Here is a 16060-nt window from a genome sequence, read left to right on the forward strand (position 1 = left end):
ATTTCAATGGAGTGACAACATGCGGGCGAACACGGTGCGAGCGACTGGAATGCCTAGGGATATCGTGCGAACGAACGGCTGGCGGATCGCCCTGTTGGCCAGTGCGGCCTTTGTTGCGGGATGCGGCGGGCCAACCGGCAACGCCACAGCGCAAACCTCGGGTGCGGTCATGACAGCCACCCCCCCACAACCGCGTGAGCCGCTGGCGGAGCGTCAGGCGCGAGCGGCATCGTTCGCGCAGTGGCGGGCGGAGTTTCGCACCCGCGCCCTGAACGAGGGCATAACGCCCCAGGTCTTCGACGCGACCATGGCCGGGATCGAGCCGTCGAGCCGGGTCGAGGAACTGGACGGCGCGCAACCGGAATTTGTCCGCCCGATCTGGGAATATCTGGACACCGCCGTTTCGGATACACGCGTCGCCAACGGACAACGTGAAGCTGCGGCCCGCGCCGAAACTCTGCGCGCTATCGAGGCGCGATACGGCACCGACACCCGCGCTTTCCTCGCTATCTGGGGAATGGAGACAGCCTACGGCGCGGTGCGCGGTGATTTCCCGGTGGCGGCTTCACTGGCGACCCTGGCGTTCGAGGGGCGGCGCCGCGACTGGGCGGAGCGGGAGTTGATCGCAACCATGCGCATCGTTCAGGACGGCGACGCGCGGCCTTCGGAACTGGTCGGGTCGTGGGCCGGTGCCATGGGGCACACGCAATTCATGCCGTCGAGCTTCCACGCCTATGCGCAGGATTTTGACGGGGACGGGCGGCGCAACATCTGGGCGGAGGATCCGACCGACGCGCTCGCCTCCGCCGCGCATTACCTGCGGCAGGAGGGGTGGACCCCCGGTCAGCCCTGGGGGATGGAGGTCCGTCTGCCGGACGGTTTCAACTGGACACTGGTCGATCCGAACGTCCGCAGGCCAGCCGTATTCTGGAACGAGGTCGGCGTGCGAACCTATGGCGGCGCGGCACTGCCCGATCACGGCGCGGCGGCACTGCTGGCCCCTGCTGGCGCCGGGGGACCGGTGTTCCTGACCTATCCGAACTTCAACGTGATCAAGCGGTACAACAATTCGGACAGCTATGCCCTGGCGATCGGCTTGCTGGGTGACCGCATCTATGGCGGGCCCGGTGTCCAGGCGAGCTGGCCGCAGGATGTGCTGCCCCTGACGCGCAGCGACCGGCGAGAGGTGCAGCAGCGCCTGACCGCGCTGGGCTATGACACGCAAGGCACGGATGGCCTGATCGGCCCGAACTCACAGGCGGCGATCCGTCGGTTCCAGACGGCGAACGGTCTGGTGCCGGACGGATATGCCTCGGACCGGTTGCTGGCGCAGTTGCGCGCGGCCAGCTGAGCGGTTCACTTTCCCAAAATATCCCCGCCGGAGGCGCATCTTTCAACAAGATGCCTGCGGCGGGATGTTCTGGAACCTTGAGGCATAGCTAGAAACGATAAGGGCCGCCCCGGTCGGGCGGCCCTTTCGCGTCAATCGTGGGGATCAGTTCTGGACGGAAACGCCTGCGGCCTCGGCCTCGTCCACGGTGGCCTGTTCCCCCTCGACCCAATAGCCGTCATAGGTTTCGCCCGAGGCATAGGTCATAAGGCCGCGTCCCTGACGCTGACCGGCGACGAAGAACCCTTCGTACAGGTCGCCGTTGGGATATTTGGCGGTGCCCTGTCCGTCGATTTCGCCAGCGGCCCAACCGCCAACGTATTCGAAGCCGTCTGGCATGGTGATGGTGCCCTCGCCCTCACGCTGCCCGTTCACGAAGGTGCCGGTGTAGATCGTGCCGTCGGCATAGGTGGCCACACCCTCGCCATGGCGCAGCCCATCCTGCCATTCGCCGGCATATTGATAGCCGTCATCATAGGTCATCGTGCCGTAGCCGTGGTTGCGCGCGTTGAGGAACGACCCCTCGTAGACCAGGCCGTTGTCGTATTTCGCGATGCCCTCACCCTCGATCACGCCTTCGCGCCATTCGCCCGAATAGGACGATCCGTCGGGATAGGTGATGGTGCCGGTGCCATGGCTGAGGTCGTTGAGGAATTCGCCCTCGTAGACCGAGCCGTCGGGATAGCGGACGAGGCCCGTACCCTCGATCCGGCCCTCGACCCAGTCGCCCTCGTAGACGTAGCCGTCGATGCCCTGGAACGTGCCGGTGCCATGGCGCAGGTCGCCCGCGAATTCACCTTCGTAGATGTCACCGTTGGCATAGGTCGCGATGCCGGTGCCCTGACGCTGACCATCGACCAGCGTGCCCTCGTAGATGTCGCCATTGGGCTGGGTCAGCACGCCCTCACCGTTGATCTGGTTGTCGGACCATTGCCCGGTATAGCTCAACCCGTCGGGCAGGATCAGGGATCCTTCGCCCTCGCGTATGCCGCGCACGATATCGCCCTCATAGACCGCGCCGTCGGGATAGGTGATCTTTCCGGTGCCGTCCTTGGTGCCATCGACCCAGGTCCCCTCGTAGCGGTACCCGTTGGGAGAGACCATCGTGCCGGTGCCGTGATGCACGGAGTTTTGGAATTCCCCCTCGTAGCGGACTTCGTTGGCATAGACCGCGACGCCGGTGCCCGAAATCACGCTGTCGACCCATTCCCCCTCATATGTGCCGCCGTCCGAGAACACGATGGAGCCCTGACCATGCGGCTGACCGTTGAGGAACTGCCCGGTATAGATCGAGCCATTGGGGAATTGGGCGACGCCGTCCCCCTCGATCTGCCCCTCGACCCAGTTGCCGGTATACTCGTAGCCGTTGGGCAGGCGGTAGGTGCCCTGACCGTGTTGAAGCCCGTCCTTGAACTCCCCCTCATAGACGCCGCCGGTATCGTATTGCTTGGTCTCCACCGATCCGTCGGATTGCGCCTGCGCGGCCATCGTTCCGAATGCGACGAGCCCGAGGCCAAGAGCAAATTGCGAAACCCGTATTTTCATCTGTCATATGCGCGGGATCGACGGATCCCGGCCCCTTTACGATTGTGGCCAGCGTCATCGGCCTGTTGCCCCGGACAGTATGTCCAACGGTGGAACCTGACAACAATGGATTCGGGCAATGTCAGCGCCATTTCAGGGCCATATCCGGATCAGGGCGGCGCACGTGTCGGGCTGCGGACTTGCACGGGCAGGCCCGCACGCGATATGCGGCCCTGTAGATGCGAAATTGCGGGATGGAATGCGACATGGCCGATACGTTCAGACTGACGCTGGCGCAACTGAATCCCGTGGTGGGCGATCTGGCGGGCAACATCGCGCAGGCGCGTCAGGCCCATGCCGCCGGTGCGCGTGCAGGCGCCGATCTGGTCGCGCTGCCCGAGATGTTCGCAACCGGCTATCAAACGATGGATCTGGGCCGCAAACCCGCCTTCGTCGAGGATGTGATGGCGCGGGTCGAGGCGCTGGCGCATGAACTGGCGGGCGGCCCCGCGCTGGGCATCGGCGCGCCCTATGTCGAGGGCACCAACCTCTACAACGCCTACTGGATTCTGGACGGGGGCAAGGTCACCGCCGTCGTCAAGAAGCAGGCGCTGCCCAATGACAGCGTCTTCGATGAGAAACGTGTCTATCACCCGGCTGAGCCACAAGGCCCCGTCGCGATCCGGGGTTGGCGCATAGGCATTCCGATCTGCGAGGACGCCTGGCATGTCGGCCCAACCGAAACGTTGGAGGAATCCGGCGCGGAGATGCTGTTCGTTCCCAACGGCTCCCCCTATCATCGGGCCAAGCATGAACGGCGGATGAACCACATGGTCGCCCGCGTGGTCGAAAGCGGTCTGCCGCTGGCCTATCTGAATATGGTGGGCGGTCAGGACGATCAGGTGTTCGACGGCACGTCCTTCGTGCTGAACCCCGGCGGTGCGCTGGCGGTGCTGATGCCGGCATTCGATGCGGTGGTGCAGACGGTGGAGTTCGCGCGCGGCGCGGACGGCGTGCGCTGCATCAGCGATGACAAGATCACGCTGCCCGGCGATTACGCACTGGATTACCGCGCCATGGTCGAGAGCGTGCGCGACTACTTCGCCAAGACCGGGTTCAAGAAGGCGCTGCTGGGCATGTCCGGCGGTGTCGATTCAGCGCTGACCGCGGCCATTGCCGCCGACGCGCTGGGACCGGACAATGTGCGCTGCGTGATGCTGCCTTCGGAATACACTTCGCCCCATTCGCTGGAGGATGCGGAGGCCTGCGCCAAGGCGCTGGGCTGCCGCTACGACTACGTTCCCATCAATGGCCCCCGCGCCGCCGTGACGGAGGCTCTGGCGCCGCTGTTCGCAGGAACCGAGCCCGGCCTGACGGAGGAGAACATCCAGTCCCGATTGCGCGGCCTGTTGCTGATGGCGCTGTCCAACAAGTTCGGTGAGATGCTGCTGACCACCGGCAACAAGTCCGAGGTCGCGGTGGGCTACGCCACGATCTACGGCGACATGGCGGGCGGCTACAATCCGCTGAAGGACCTGTACAAGATGCGGGTGTTCGACACGTGCCGCTGGCGCAACGCCAACCACGATCCCGCGTGGATGAAGGGCAATGGCGGGGAGGTGATCCCCCCCCGCATCATCGACAAACCACCCAGCGCCGAATTGCGTGAGGATCAGAAGGACGAGGATTCGCTGCCGCCCTACGAAGTGCTCGACGATATCCTGGAACGTCTGATCGAGGGGGAGCAGTCTGTCGGGGATTGCGTCGCCGCCGGGCATGATCTGGAAACGGTCAAGCGGATCGAGAACCTACTCTACATCGCGGAATACAAGCGGTTCCAGTCCGCCCCCGGAACGCGACTGACCACACGGGCCTTCTGGCTGGATCGGCGGTATCCCATCGCGAATCGCTGGCGTTCGGCATGAGGCGGCGCACCCGGATCAGCCTGGCGGTGATCGCGGTTTCGGTTCCGATCGCGGCGCTGGGGTTGATCTGGTGGTCGCGGGAGGCAAATGCGCTGGCGAATGCCTTGTTTCAGGGGTTCGGTTCGATCGCTGTCGTCACGGCCTTTATCGGCATTTTGTTTCCGGTATGCGCACGCTGGGCCCTGCGGGTCGGTGTGACGACCGATCAGGCGCAGCGCAATCCGGTGATCCGGTTCATGGCAGGGTTGGACGACCGCGACCACTGACAGGGATGGATCGTTCAGGACGCTCGGCGCGTTTCATCACGGCATTTCAATGTGATGAGGTTTTCATGCGCCATATTCCCTTGCTCCTGGCATCGCTGACCCCGGTCGGCCCTGTGCTGGCGGCCCCCACCCACACGGCCACTCTACAAGCGGTGACCGCACAGGCCTCGTCGATGCCGGCGACCCCCACGGTGGAGGAGATTGAGGCGGCGCAATTTACGGGCGCGCCCCTGGCCGACGGCCAATCGGCGCTGACGGTCAGGGTGCAGGTTTTGCTGGACCGCGCCGGAATTTCACCCGGTATCATCGACGGCTACAAGGGAGCCATGTCGGAAAGTGCCATCCGTGCTTACGAACACCGTGAGGGGCTGATCGTGGACGGCTTGCTGGATGAGGAAGTCTGGATCGGCCTCGGTGGCAGCATGGCGACCGGGATCACGATGACCTATGTCATCACGCACGAGGATACGCAGATCACGCCTGACCTGCCCGACGATTACGCGCGAAAGGCACAGCTGGACTGGCTGGGGTTCGAGCATGTGGCCGAGGGGATCGCCGAGCGGTTTCACATGGATGAGGATTTCCTGCGCGACCTGAACCCCGATGCGACGTTCACCCAGGGCGAAGCGATTACCGTCGTGGACCCCGGCCCCTCGCTGGAGGAAGAGGTCGCGCGCATCGAGATTTCCGAGCGTCGCCTGCGGGCCTATGATGGGCAGGGTGGGGTGGTAGCCTCCTACCCGGTCGCCGTGGGCTCGCGCACGCTGCCCTCACCCAGTGGTCTGCATAGGGTGGACGCCGTGGCGGTCGAGCCGAACTATACCTACCGCCCCGATGTGAACTTTCAGCAGGACGACAACACCGAACCGTTGATCCTGCCGCCCGGCCCCAATGGCCCGGTGGGACTGGTCTGGATCGACCTGAGCAAGCCGACCTACGGAATCCACGGCACCGCCAGCCCTGCCAAACTGTACGAAGAGGCGTCGCACGGATGTGTCCGGATGACCAATTGGGACGCGCGTGAACTGGCCCATATGGTTGATACCGGTATCGAAGTGGAATTCGTCGAATGATCCGCGTCATCTTGCTGAGCAGCCTTCTGGCCCTGCCTGTCGCGGCGCAGGACCTGGACAATACGCCGCCGCCGGAAACGGCCCCCATGCCCGAACCGCGCCCCGATCCGGAGGACCGCCTGGACGACCTGCTGCCCGAAAACACAGCCCCCCTTTCTGAAAGCCCGCTATCCGAAAGCCTGGCCGATGCCGGGGACAGCGAGGAAGTGGAGGCAGAGGAGCCGCCGCGCGACTTGGGCATGTACCTGCAACTGATGGAGGATAATGCCACCTTCGCGGCCTGCACGGCGCAGCTTGCGTCCCTTGGCACCGTGTTCACTGTAGAGGACGCCGCCATTACCGCCGATGATGCCGATTGCGGTATCGCGCGGCCCGTCATCGTCAGCGAGATCGTTCCGGGGGTCCACTTACGCCCCACCGCGACCGTGCGATGCGAAACAGCGGCGGCCTTGGGACAGTGGGTCGCGCAACACGTGGTTCCGGCGGCAGAGGTTCTGAGCACCCGCAGCAGGCTGACCGCAATGGCCTTAGGGGGCAGCTATACCTGTCGCCGCCGCAACAACCTGCCCACCGGAAAACTGTCCGAACACGCCTTCGGCAACGCGATCGACATCATGTCGTTCCAGTTCGAGGAGGGCGACCCAATCCCGGTTGAGCCGCGCATGGACGACCACACCATCGAGGAGGCCTTCCAACGTGCGGTACGGGCCACGTCCTGCCTGTATTTCACGACCGTTCTGGGACCGGGGGCCAACGCGGCCCATGCCGACCACCTGCATATGGATATCGCACAGCGGAACGGGGGCTATCGCCTCTGCCAGTAAAGGTCGCTAGCAAGAGGTCATGAAACGCCTGTTCCGATTTGTCCTGCGCTGGACGCTGCGCCTGTTCCTGCTCGCTGCCCTCATCGTGATTGCAGGCCGATGGGTCGTGCCTCCGATTACGCATACGCAACTGGTTCAGTGGCGCGCGCAGGGGGGGATGCAGCGCGATTGGGTGGATTTCGAGCGGTCCGGCCCGATGCCCGCCGCCGTCCTCGCGGCGGAGGACGCGCGGTTCTGCACGCATTTCGGGTTGGACATGCAGGCGATCCGCGATGCGATGCAGGATGAACGCCGGCGTGGCGGTTCCACCATCTCTCAGCAAGTGGCCAAGAACGTCTACCTCTGGCAGGACGCAAGCTGGACACGCAAGGGGTTGGAGGCGGCAATCACCCTGCTGATCGAGGCGACATGGCCCAAACGGCGGATCGTCGAGGTCTACCTCAACGTGGCGGAAACGGGACCGGGCGTGTTCGGGGTGGAGGCCGCGGCGCATCACTGGTTCGGCGTGTCCGCCGCCGATCTCAGCCCGACGCAGGCGGCGCGCATCGCAGCGATTCTGCCCGCGCCACGCACCCGTGACCCGGCCCGCCCCTCGGATTTCGTGCGCGACCGGGGCCGTGCCATCGCGGGTGGCGCGGCAACCCTGCGCGCGAATGGCGGTCTGGCGTGCCTGGGGGAAGGGTAAGGGCAAAGATTTCGCGCAGGAATTGCATCGCGGGTGTTGATGCCCCCCCACGGGTGCGGGCATACCTGTGCGCAGTGTCATACCCCGAAAGTCATCATGCGTAGATTGCACCACCTCCCGTTGTCGCCATTCTCCCGCAAGGTCCGGCTCGTGCTCGCTGAAAAGCGTATCGAGGTGGAGCTGGTAGAGGAAAAACCGTGGGAGCGGCGGATGGAATTTCTGCTTCTCAACCCGGCGTCGCAGGTTCCCGTGCTGCAAATCGACGGCCTGACGCTCAGCGATTCCGGCGCGATCTGCGAATATCTGGATGAAACCGTGCCGGAGCCGAAGCTGCTGCCCAACACCCCGGCGGAGCGGGCGGAGGCACGCCGTCTGGCCAACTGGTTTGACGACAAGTTCCATCATGAGGTGACGGTCAATCTGCTCTACGAACGGGTCACGAAAAAGCTCAAGAAATCCGGCTATCCCGAAAGCGCGCGAATCCGCGAGGGGGTGTCGAACATCAAGTTCCACCTGGATTATCTGGATTGGCTGACGGACCAGCGGCGCTGGCTGGCGGGCGATACGCTGACCATCGCGGATTTCGCGGCGGCGGCGCATCTTTCGTGCCTCGATTACGTGGACGATGTGGACTGGGGCCGCTCGGATAACGTCAAGGATTGGTACGCGCGCATCAAGTCGCGTCCGGCCTTTCGCGCGATTCTGGCCGATGCGGTGCCGGGAATGCCACCACCACCGCATTACGCCGATCTGGATTTCTGATGGACGCGGCCCGGATCAGGGCCGAGGCGGAGGCGCAGGGTTTTGCGCGCATGGGCGTGTGCGCGCCGGACGCGATCCCGCAGGCGGCGGGCCGTCTGGGGCAGTTCCTGGCCGAGGATATGCACGGCCAGATGGCCTGGATGGCGGACCGTGCGGAATGGCGCGGCAACCCGGCGACCCTGTGGCCCGAGGCGCGCAGCGTCATCATGCTGGCCGAACCCTATACCCCTGACGTGGACCCGCTTGGCCTGTTGGAGCAGCCGGAAATCGGCGCGATCAGCGTCTATGCCCGCAACAAGGATTACCACGATCTGGTCAAGAAACGGCTAAAGCGTCTGGGCCGCTGGCTGGTCGAGCAATCCGGCTGCCAGATCAAGGTCTTCGTGGACACCGCCCCGGTGATGGAAAAACCGCTGGCGCAGGCGGCGGGGCTGGGATGGCAGGGCAAACACACCAATCTGCTCAGCCGTCAGCTTGGCAACTGGTTCTTCCTCGGCTCGATCTTCACCACGCTGGAACTGGAGCGTGACGCGCCCGAGATCGAGAAATGCGGATCGTGTACCGCCTGCCTTGACATATGTCCGACCAATGCGTTTCCCGCGCCGTTCCGGCTGGATGCGCGGCGTTGCATCTCCTACCTGACGATCGAGCATAAGGGGCCGGTGCCGCTGGACCTGCGCGAAAAGATGGGCAACCGCATCTATGGCTGCGACGATTGCCTGGCCGTGTGTCCGTGGAACAAATTCGCGCAGGACGCGCGCGATGCCGGCTACTGGGCGCGGGTGGAACTGGTGGCACCGCGCCTCGACGATCTGGCCCAACTGACGGATGCGACATTTCGCGAAGTTTTCTCCGGCTCCCCGATCAAGCGGATCGGGCGGGATCGGTTCGTGCGAAACGTGCTCTATGCCATCGGCAATTCCGCCCGCCCCGATCTGCGGCGCTGCGCGCAGGCGCTGACCGACGATCCCGACGCCGCCGTTGCAGACGCCGCCCGCTGGGCCATGCAAAGGTTGTCATCGTGAGATTTCCAGTTATCCCCGGTGGAGGCTCCCCTCCCTGCCACGAGGTGCACCCATGAAAACGCTCCTGTCCATCGGCCACGGATTTTCCGCCCGCGCGCTGGTTCCCCAGCTCGACGGATTTCGCGTCATCGGCACCACCCGGACCGAGGAAAAAGCCGCGGCCCTGCGTGGCGAGGGGCTGGAGGCAGTCGTCTGGCCGGGCACCGATCTGTCGCCACTGATCCTGGGGGCGACGCATATCCTGAGTTCTGTGGCGCCAGGTGACGGCGATCCGGTGCTGGACGCCTATGCCGATACCCTGCGCCACGCCCCGGCGCAGTGGGTGGGCTATCTGTCCACGACGGGGGTCTATGGCGACCGGGGCGGTGACTGGGTGGACGAATCCTCCGCGCTGAAGCCTGCCACGAAACGCGGGCGCGCGCGGGTCAGGGCGGAGGGGGCGTGGGCGGAACTGGGCTTGCCGTTGCATATCTTCCGCCTCGCCGGGATCTACGGCCCCGGTCGCGGCCCGTTTGTCAAGGTTCGCGCCGGCACCGCACGGCGGATCATCAAGCCGGGGCAGGTCTTCTCCCGCATCCATGTCGAGGATATCGCGCAGGTGCTCGCCGCCTCCATCGCGCGGCCCGATCCCGATGCTTGCGAAAGGAGTGCGATCTACAATGTCTGTGACGACGATCCCGCCCCCCCGCAGGAGGTTATCGCCCACGCCGCAAACCTGCTCGACCTGCCCGTGCCCGAAGCTGTGCGGATCGAGGATGCCGAGATGACCCCCATGGCCCGCAGCTTCTACGCTGAGAGCAAGAAGGTGCGGAACGACCGGATCAAGCGCGACCTCGGCGTCGTACTGAAATATCCCGATTATCGCGCCGGCCTCGCTGATCTGTTGGTGCGGGAGGGGGCCGCGCATTGATAGGAGCCCCCGCGTCTCCTATCTGAAGGGAAACCCGGATCGGAGATTTCAATGCACCATTTTTCCCTGCTGGACCTGTCGCCCGTGCCCGAAGGGGACACCATCGCGACCGCCCTGTCCAACACCGTCAAGCTGGCCCAGACGGCGGAGGCCTCGGGCTATCACCGCTTCTGGCTGGCGGAACATCACAATATTCCGGGCATCGCATCGGCTGCCACCTCGGTTGTGATCGGCCATGTCGCAGGCGCGACGCAGACAATTCGCGTGGGGGCCGGGGGCGTCATGCTGCCCAATCACGCGCCGCTGGTCATCGCGGAGCAATTCGGCACGCTGGCCACGCTGTATCCCGACCGCATCGACCTCGGCCTTGGCCGCGCGCCCGGCACCGACATGCCCACCGCGCGGGCGCTGCGGCGTCACATGGCACCGGAGGACAGCTTCCCGCAGGATGTGCAGGAATTGATCGGCTATCTGGGCGACCCGCCCGCCGGGGCGCAGGTGCAGGCCGTTCCGGGGGCGGGGACGCATGTGCCGGTCTGGATCCTCGGCTCCAGCCTGTATGGGGCGCAACTGGCGGCCTATCTGGGGTTGCCCTATGCCTTCGCCTCGCATTTCGCACCCGCGATGCTGGAGCAGGCGTTGGAGACCTACCGCGCGACCTTCCGTCCCTCGGCCACATTGGCGAAACCCTACGCGATGATGGCGGCGGGCGTCTGCGCGGCGGAGACGGACGCGGAGGCGGAGTATCTGCGCTCCTCGCAAATCCTCTCCTTCGCGCGGATGCGCACGGGCCGACCGGGCAGGCTGCCGCGCCCGACGCATGATCTGTCAGAGGTGCCGCCCGCGGTGATGGGGCAGGTGAACCAGATGTTGGGATGTTCCGCCAACGGATCGCGCGAAACGGTCAAGCGGCAACTGGCCACCCTGATCGACACGTTCAAACCGGATGAGTTGATGGTGACGGGCATGATCCACGACCACGCGGCGCGAATCCGCTCGTTCCAGATCGCGGGTGAGGTTCTGGCGGAGTTGCAGGCCCAGTCGCAGGCAGCGTAGACCGGGGCGCATATCTGAAAGGAATGCGCCATGCTGCCTTGGAAACTGCTCGACACCGCCACCACGCCCGAGGGGGAGGTGTTGCGGCTGTTCCAGCGCGGCACGGAATTTTCCATCCGACTGCAGGGCGGGAACGAGTTGATGAACTCGCGCCTGTCCGGGTCTGAGGAGGCGCTGGCGACACTGGCCATGGAGCGGTTGGGGCGCGCGGCCCCACGGGTCCTGATCGGCGGTCTGGGCATGGGCTTCACCCTGCGCGCCCTGCAACAGGTCGCCCCCGACGCGCGGATCGAGGTGGCCGAGATCGTGCCCCAACTGATCCGCTGGGCGACCGAGCATATGCAGCCCGTCTTCGGCGATTGCCTGTCAGGGGTGCAGGTCCGGCTGGGCGACGTCGCCCGCCTCATGGAGGGGGGAGGCTATGACGCGATCCTGCTGGATGTGGACAACGGACCGGACGGCCTGACCCGCGCGGACAATGACGAGTTGTACAGCGAAGCCGGCCTCCACGCGGCCCGCTCCGCCCTCACCCCCGGCGGCGTGCTGGCCATCTGGTCAGCCCATCCCGACAAGCGATTTGCGAAACGGATGCAGGCGGCGGGGTTTGCGGTGGAGGAGATTGGGGTGCGCGCCGGGAGAAAGCGCGGGGCGCGGCATGTGATTTGGGTTGGGGTGAGTAATTAAACAAACAAAAATATTAGTTCAATTGCTGACTGCTATTTTGACTTGATAACAACGCTATATCCTAATGGATTTAGCTGGCAAGTTGGAAAAATAGAGGCTAAAAACAACGAACCCCCAGCCGAAACCAGGGGTGTGCTAGTGGCGTACCACATCGCGTTGATGAAAATAATATAGCCGTAATCTGCGGTGGAATCAAGGGTGATTTTTGAAAATTCGAGCGGGTTTGTATATCGATGGCTTCAATTTATATCACGCGGTTGATGACCTTGGTGAGCCACATCTTAAGTGGGCTGACTACTGGAAATTGGGCGAAATTATTATCCCAAGTCAAACGGAACAGCTGGTAAAAGTTTGTTATTGCACTGCTTATTACCCAGATGATCAGAAAAAATGGCGGCACCAACAATTTGTAAATGCAATGAAAATTAAAGGCGTTGATGTGCAGCTAGGGCACTACGTTCACGAAGATGCAAGTTGCAGGAGCTGTGGTAGTTCATGGAAGAAACCCACTGAAAAAGCTGGTGACATTAATGTGGCTATTCATCTTTTGAGTGATGCGTTCTTGGATAAGGTCGATCATATATATCTTATCACTCAGGATTCTGACCAGTCTGCTACTGCAAAATTATTTAAGGAAAAATTTCCGGAGAAGAAATTCACGACTGTTGCTCCGCCCAACCGAAAGCCATCATCTCATATTGCGAAATACGCAGATGCCAAAATTAAACTTACGCTTGAACATATTGAGAAATGCGTAATGCCAGAGATACTGATTGGCAAACCTCCTGCCAGACGACCAAAAGAATACTCCCCACCTAGTGGTTGGGTTCATCCAGATAAGCGGCCCTAGATGTTTTTATTAAAGACTGTGTAAGAAATCGTAGAGTGCTCTATTTCAGATGTGAGACCCCACCGTTTCCGGCAGGGCCTCCCAATCTTCACCGATACCTGAACCTCAGTATCGATAATGCTCCGGCTTGAACGGCCCATCCGCGCTGACGCCGATATAGCCTGCCTGCTCGTCGCTCAGCTTCGACAATTTCACGCCGATGCGGTCGAGGTGGAGCCTTGCGACCTTCTCATCCAGATGCTTGGGCAGGATGTAGACGCCGGGCTGGTACTCGTCGCCCTTGGTCCACAGCTCGATCTGCGCCAGCACCTGGTTGGTGAAGGACGCGGACATCACGAAGGACGGGTGGCCAGTTGCGTTGCCCAGGTTCAGCAGGCGGCCCTGGGACAGCAGGATGATGCGGGAGCCGGAGGGCATCTCGATCATGTCCACCTGGTCCTTGATGTTGGTCCACTTGTGGTTCTTGAGGGCGGCGACCTGAATCTCGTTGTCGAAGTGCCCGATATTGCCGACGATCGCCATGTCCTTCATCTCACGCATGTGTTCGATGCGGATGACGTCCTTGTTGCCGGTGGTGGTGACGAAGACGTCGGCGGTTTTCACCGCGTCCTCCAGCGTCACGACCTCGAAGCCGTCCATCGCCGCCTGCAAGGCGCAGATCGGATCGACCTCCGTCACCTTGACCCGTGCACCCGCACCGGCCAGCGACGCGGCGGAGCCCTTGCCCACGTCGCCGTAACCGCAGACCACGGCGACCTTGCCCGCCATCATCGTATCGGTCGCGCGGCGGATGCCATCGACCAGGGATTCCTTGCAGCCATATTTGTTGTCGAATTTCGACTTGGTCACGCTGTCGTTTACGTTGATCGCGGGGAAGGGCAGCTGGCCCTTCTTGTGCAGATCGTACAGGCGGTGGACGCCGGTGGTGGTTTCCTCGGACACGCCGACGATGGCGTCGCGCGTCTTGGTGAAGAAGCCGGGGGTCTCGGCCATGCGCTTCTTGATCTGGGCGAAGATTGCCTCCTCCTCCTCCGAGGTGGGAACCTCGATCAGGTCCGTCTCACCCGCTTCGACCCGCGCGCCCAGCAGGACATAGAGCGTGGCGTCGCCGCCATCGTCCAGGATCATGTTCGCGCCTTCGGCAAACATGAAGGACTTGTCGAGGTAATCCCAATGCTCCTCCAGCGTCTGGCCCTTGACCGCGAAGACCGGTGTGCCGCCCGCCGCGATCGCCGCCGCCGCGTGATCCTGCGTCGAGAAGATGTTGCACGAGGCCCAGCGGACATCGGCGCCCAGCTCCACCAGAGTCTCGATCAGAACCGCGGTCTGGATCGTCATGTGCAGCGATCCGACGATGCGCGCACCCTTGAGCGGCTTGCTCTCACCGAACTCGGTGCGGCAGGCCATAAGCCCCGGCATTTCCGTCTCCGCGATGTCGAGTTCCTTGCGCCCGTAATCGGCGAGAGAGATATCCTTGACGACGTAATCGTTGGCCATAACCTGCGGCTCCCTTAATTCATACTTGACGCGCACATAGCAAAAGCGGCCACGTCTCACAATGCAGACGATGCCGCAGGAGGTGATATGACGGAACGGGCTTGGCAACGGATGCTGTCGGGACGCAGGCTGGATCTGCTGGATCCCTCGCCACTGGACGTGGAGATCGAGGATATAGCGCACGGTCTGGCCTTCGTCGCGCGGTGGAACGGACAGACGCGGGGCGAATGGCCCTATTCCGTCGCCGAACATTCCCTGCTGGTAGATGATCTGTTTCATGAGATGAATCCCAAAAGCCCGGCCAGATGGCGGCTGGCGGCCTTGCTGCACGATGCGCCCGAATACGTGATCGGTGACATGATCTCACCCGTGAAATCCGCTGTCGGGCCGGGATACAAGGCGATGGACATGCGGTTGACGGCGGCGGTGCATCAGCGCTTTGGCCTGCCGCCGGTGATCCCGATGACGGTCAAGCAGCGGATCAAGCGGGCCGACAGGATCTCCGCCTGGGCGGAGGCAGTGCGCATCGCGGGCTTCACGAAAGCGGAGGCGAACCGCCTGTTCGGGGCACCGCGTCACAAACCGGCTGAAGCGATCCGCATCGACCTGCGCCCGCCCAGCGTGGTGAAGGATGCCTTTCTGGATCGATTCGCACAGCATATGGCCGCGATGTGAGCCGGGAGATCGAACTGGGCCTCAGCGCCGTGCTGGTCGGCGTGATCGAGGGGGAGCACCGCGCCGTTCCGCATGTGCTGACCCTGCCGGGACCGGAGCTGCCGACGCGGGCCTTTGATCCCGAACGCCACGGCACGTTGGAGATGTCGCTGCGTGACTGGGTCGAAAGCGATACAGGCCATACCCTGTCGCATGTCGAGCAGCTCTACACCTTTGGCGATCGCGCCGGGGGTGAGGGGGCGCATCACGTCTCCATCGGGTATCTGGCCATCGTGCCGGGGCGCGAACGGCTGAAGGGGCAGGACTGGCGCGCCTGGGCGCAGTTCTTCCCGTGGGAGGATCGGCGCGAGGGGGTGCCGCCGACCCTGACCGACCTGTTGGAGCCGCGCCTGCGCCAATGGGCAAATACCTCAAACAAGCGGGACCGGTTGCGGCTGTCCTTCGGGCTGGAGGGGCATCCCTGGCGCGACGAGCTGGTGCTGGAGCGCTACGAACTGCTGTATGAAGCGGGTCTGGTGGCGGAATATTTCAATGATCGCGGGCAGCCTGTTCCGGCAGAGCTCGCAGGCACGGGCCGCCCCATGCCGCGCGATCACCGGCGTATCCTCGCGACCGGCATCGGGCGTCTGCGGGCGAAGCTGAAATACCGTCCCGTCCTGTTCGAGTTGATGCGTGAGACGTTCACCCTGTTTGAATTGCAAAGCGCGGCGGAGGCGGTATCTGGCCAGTTGCTGCACAAGCAGAACTTTCGCAGGATGATGATGCAATCCGGCCTGATCGAGCCGACGGGCGCGCAAACCAGCAGGCGCGGCGGTCGGCCCGCATCCGAATACCGCTTCGCCGCGGAGGCGGAGTGGGAACGACGTGTCAGTCCTGTCCGTTTCGGCGGGGCGCGGGTGCGCTGATCCCGGCAG

At 63.5% G+C, this 16060-nt stretch carries 16 protein-coding genes; 14 read left to right on the forward strand and 2 right to left on the reverse strand.

Going from position 1 to position 16060, the window contains the following annotated elements; all coding sequences use genetic code 11:
• Positions 1–49: 49 nt before the first annotated feature.
• Positions 50–1351, forward strand: a complete 1302-nt coding sequence (locus tag G8E03_RS03880; RefSeq protein WP_166188875.1) for a lytic murein transglycosylase — start codon at positions 50–52, stop codon at positions 1349–1351.
• A gap of 144 nt (positions 1352–1495) precedes the next feature.
• Here the strand turns inward: G8E03_RS03880 and G8E03_RS03885 are convergent, their stop codons facing one another.
• Positions 1496–2935, reverse strand: coding sequence for an MORN repeat-containing protein (locus G8E03_RS03885; protein ID WP_166188877.1), 1440 nt, complete (start codon positions 2933–2935; stop codon positions 1496–1498).
• Between the two features lie 245 nt (positions 2936–3180).
• Here G8E03_RS03885 and G8E03_RS03890 point away from each other — a divergent pair, with 245 nt between their 5' ends.
• The 11 genes from G8E03_RS03890 (at position 3181) to G8E03_RS03940 (ending at position 12974) form a co-directional block, all read left to right on the forward strand.
• The gene (locus tag G8E03_RS03890; protein WP_166188879.1) at positions 3181–4839 is read left to right on the forward strand and encodes an NAD+ synthase; all 1659 of its coding nucleotides are present in this window, start codon (positions 3181–3183) and stop codon (positions 4837–4839) included.
• Positions 4836–5105 carry a hypothetical protein gene (locus G8E03_RS03895; protein ID WP_166188882.1) on the forward strand — a complete coding sequence of 90 codons (270 nt, stop codon included), beginning with the start codon at positions 4836–4838 and terminating at the stop codon, positions 5103–5105. The genes G8E03_RS03890 and G8E03_RS03895 overlap by 4 nt, the downstream gene beginning before the upstream one ends.
• Positions 5106–5170: 65 nt before the next feature.
• The gene (locus G8E03_RS03900; RefSeq protein ID WP_240910416.1) at positions 5171–6178 is read left to right on the forward strand and encodes a L,D-transpeptidase family protein; all 1008 of its coding nucleotides are present in this window, start codon (positions 5171–5173) and stop codon (positions 6176–6178) included.
• Positions 6175–7002: an extensin-like domain-containing protein gene (locus G8E03_RS03905; protein ID WP_166188884.1), complete on the forward strand. Its 828-nt coding sequence runs from the start codon at positions 6175–6177 to the stop codon at positions 7000–7002. Before G8E03_RS03900 ends, G8E03_RS03905 begins: the two co-directional genes overlap by 4 nt.
• A 19-nt stretch (positions 7003–7021) precedes the next feature.
• Positions 7022–7687 (forward strand): monofunctional biosynthetic peptidoglycan transglycosylase, encoded by a 666-nt coding sequence (gene mtgA, locus G8E03_RS03910; RefSeq protein WP_166188887.1) that lies wholly within the window; start codon positions 7022–7024, stop codon positions 7685–7687.
• A 96-nt stretch (positions 7688–7783) separates the two neighbouring features.
• A complete protein-coding gene (gene fzlA, locus G8E03_RS03915) occupies positions 7784–8449 on the forward strand; it encodes an FtsZ-binding protein FzlA (protein WP_166188890.1) in 666 nt (221 codons plus the stop codon).
• The gene (queG, locus tag G8E03_RS03920) at positions 8449–9474 is read left to right on the forward strand and encodes a tRNA epoxyqueuosine(34) reductase QueG (RefSeq protein ID WP_166188892.1); all 1026 of its coding nucleotides are present in this window, start codon (positions 8449–8451) and stop codon (positions 9472–9474) included. The genes fzlA and queG overlap by 1 nt, the downstream gene beginning before the upstream one ends.
• 52 nt (positions 9475–9526) lie before the next feature.
• Positions 9527–10384: an SDR family oxidoreductase gene (locus G8E03_RS03925; protein ID WP_166188894.1), complete on the forward strand. Its 858-nt coding sequence runs from the start codon at positions 9527–9529 to the stop codon at positions 10382–10384.
• Positions 10385–10435: 51 nt separating this feature from the next.
• Positions 10436–11440 carry an LLM class flavin-dependent oxidoreductase gene (locus G8E03_RS03930; protein ID WP_166188896.1) on the forward strand — a complete coding sequence of 335 codons (1005 nt, stop codon included), beginning with the start codon at positions 10436–10438 and terminating at the stop codon, positions 11438–11440.
• A 30-nt stretch (positions 11441–11470) separates the two neighbouring features.
• Positions 11471–12124 (forward strand): spermidine synthase, encoded by a 654-nt coding sequence (locus G8E03_RS03935; protein WP_166188898.1) that lies wholly within the window; start codon positions 11471–11473, stop codon positions 12122–12124.
• Positions 12125–12347: 223 nt separating this feature from the next.
• On the forward strand, positions 12348–12974 hold the full coding sequence (locus G8E03_RS03940; RefSeq protein ID WP_240910417.1) for an NYN domain-containing protein: 627 nt from the start codon (positions 12348–12350) through the stop codon (positions 12972–12974).
• Positions 12975–13079: 105 nt separating this feature from the next.
• On the opposite strand, the gene ahcY is transcribed toward G8E03_RS03940, so the two are convergent.
• Positions 13080–14471, reverse strand: a complete 1392-nt coding sequence (gene ahcY / locus G8E03_RS03945; protein ID WP_166188902.1) for an adenosylhomocysteinase — start codon at positions 14469–14471, stop codon at positions 13080–13082.
• Positions 14472–14558: 87 nt separating this feature from the next.
• Here ahcY and G8E03_RS03950 point away from each other — a divergent pair, with 87 nt between their 5' ends.
• Both G8E03_RS03950 and G8E03_RS03955 read left to right on the forward strand, forming a co-directional pair.
• Positions 14559–15146: an HD domain-containing protein gene (locus G8E03_RS03950; protein WP_166188904.1), complete on the forward strand. Its 588-nt coding sequence runs from the start codon at positions 14559–14561 to the stop codon at positions 15144–15146.
• Positions 15143–16051 (forward strand): NUDIX hydrolase, encoded by a 909-nt coding sequence (locus G8E03_RS03955; protein ID WP_205793233.1) that lies wholly within the window; start codon positions 15143–15145, stop codon positions 16049–16051. The genes G8E03_RS03950 and G8E03_RS03955 overlap by 4 nt, the downstream gene beginning before the upstream one ends.
• The last annotated feature ends 9 nt before the right edge of the window (positions 16052–16060 follow it).

This window comes from Pontivivens nitratireducens (assembly GCF_011290545.1).
Lineage (GTDB): Bacteria > Pseudomonadota > Alphaproteobacteria > Rhodobacterales > Rhodobacteraceae > Pontivivens > Pontivivens nitratireducens.

Excerpts from the sequence above, each read along its gene's own strand:
- G8E03_RS03905 (WP_166188884.1), top strand. The coding sequence starts at position 6,175 with ATGATCCGCGTCATCTTGCTGAGCAGCCTTCTGGCCCTGCCTGTCGCG.
- ahcY (WP_166188902.1), bottom strand. The coding sequence starts at position 14,471 with ATGGCCAACGATTACGTCGTCAAGGATATCTCTCTCGCCGATTACGGG.
- G8E03_RS03895 (WP_166188882.1), top strand. The coding sequence starts at position 4,836 with ATGAGGCGGCGCACCCGGATCAGCCTGGCGGTGATCGCGGTTTCGGTT.
- G8E03_RS03930 (WP_166188896.1), top strand. The coding sequence starts at position 10,436 with ATGCACCATTTTTCCCTGCTGGACCTGTCGCCCGTGCCCGAAGGGGAC.
- G8E03_RS03890 (WP_166188879.1), top strand. The coding sequence starts at position 3,181 with ATGGCCGATACGTTCAGACTGACGCTGGCGCAACTGAATCCCGTGGTG.
- G8E03_RS03950 (WP_166188904.1), top strand. The coding sequence starts at position 14,559 with ATGACGGAACGGGCTTGGCAACGGATGCTGTCGGGACGCAGGCTGGAT.
- mtgA (WP_166188887.1), top strand. The coding sequence starts at position 7,022 with ATGAAACGCCTGTTCCGATTTGTCCTGCGCTGGACGCTGCGCCTGTTC.
- G8E03_RS03885 (WP_166188877.1), bottom strand. The coding sequence starts at position 2,935 with ATGAAAATACGGGTTTCGCAATTTGCTCTTGGCCTCGGGCTCGTCGCA.
- G8E03_RS03900 (WP_240910416.1), top strand. The coding sequence starts at position 5,171 with ATGCGCCATATTCCCTTGCTCCTGGCATCGCTGACCCCGGTCGGCCCT.
- queG (WP_166188892.1), top strand. The coding sequence starts at position 8,449 with ATGGACGCGGCCCGGATCAGGGCCGAGGCGGAGGCGCAGGGTTTTGCG.
- G8E03_RS03925 (WP_166188894.1), top strand. The coding sequence starts at position 9,527 with ATGAAAACGCTCCTGTCCATCGGCCACGGATTTTCCGCCCGCGCGCTG.
- fzlA (WP_166188890.1), top strand. The coding sequence starts at position 7,784 with ATGCGTAGATTGCACCACCTCCCGTTGTCGCCATTCTCCCGCAAGGTC.
- G8E03_RS03935 (WP_166188898.1), top strand. The coding sequence starts at position 11,471 with ATGCTGCCTTGGAAACTGCTCGACACCGCCACCACGCCCGAGGGGGAG.
- G8E03_RS03880 (WP_166188875.1), top strand. The coding sequence starts at position 50 with ATGCCTAGGGATATCGTGCGAACGAACGGCTGGCGGATCGCCCTGTTG.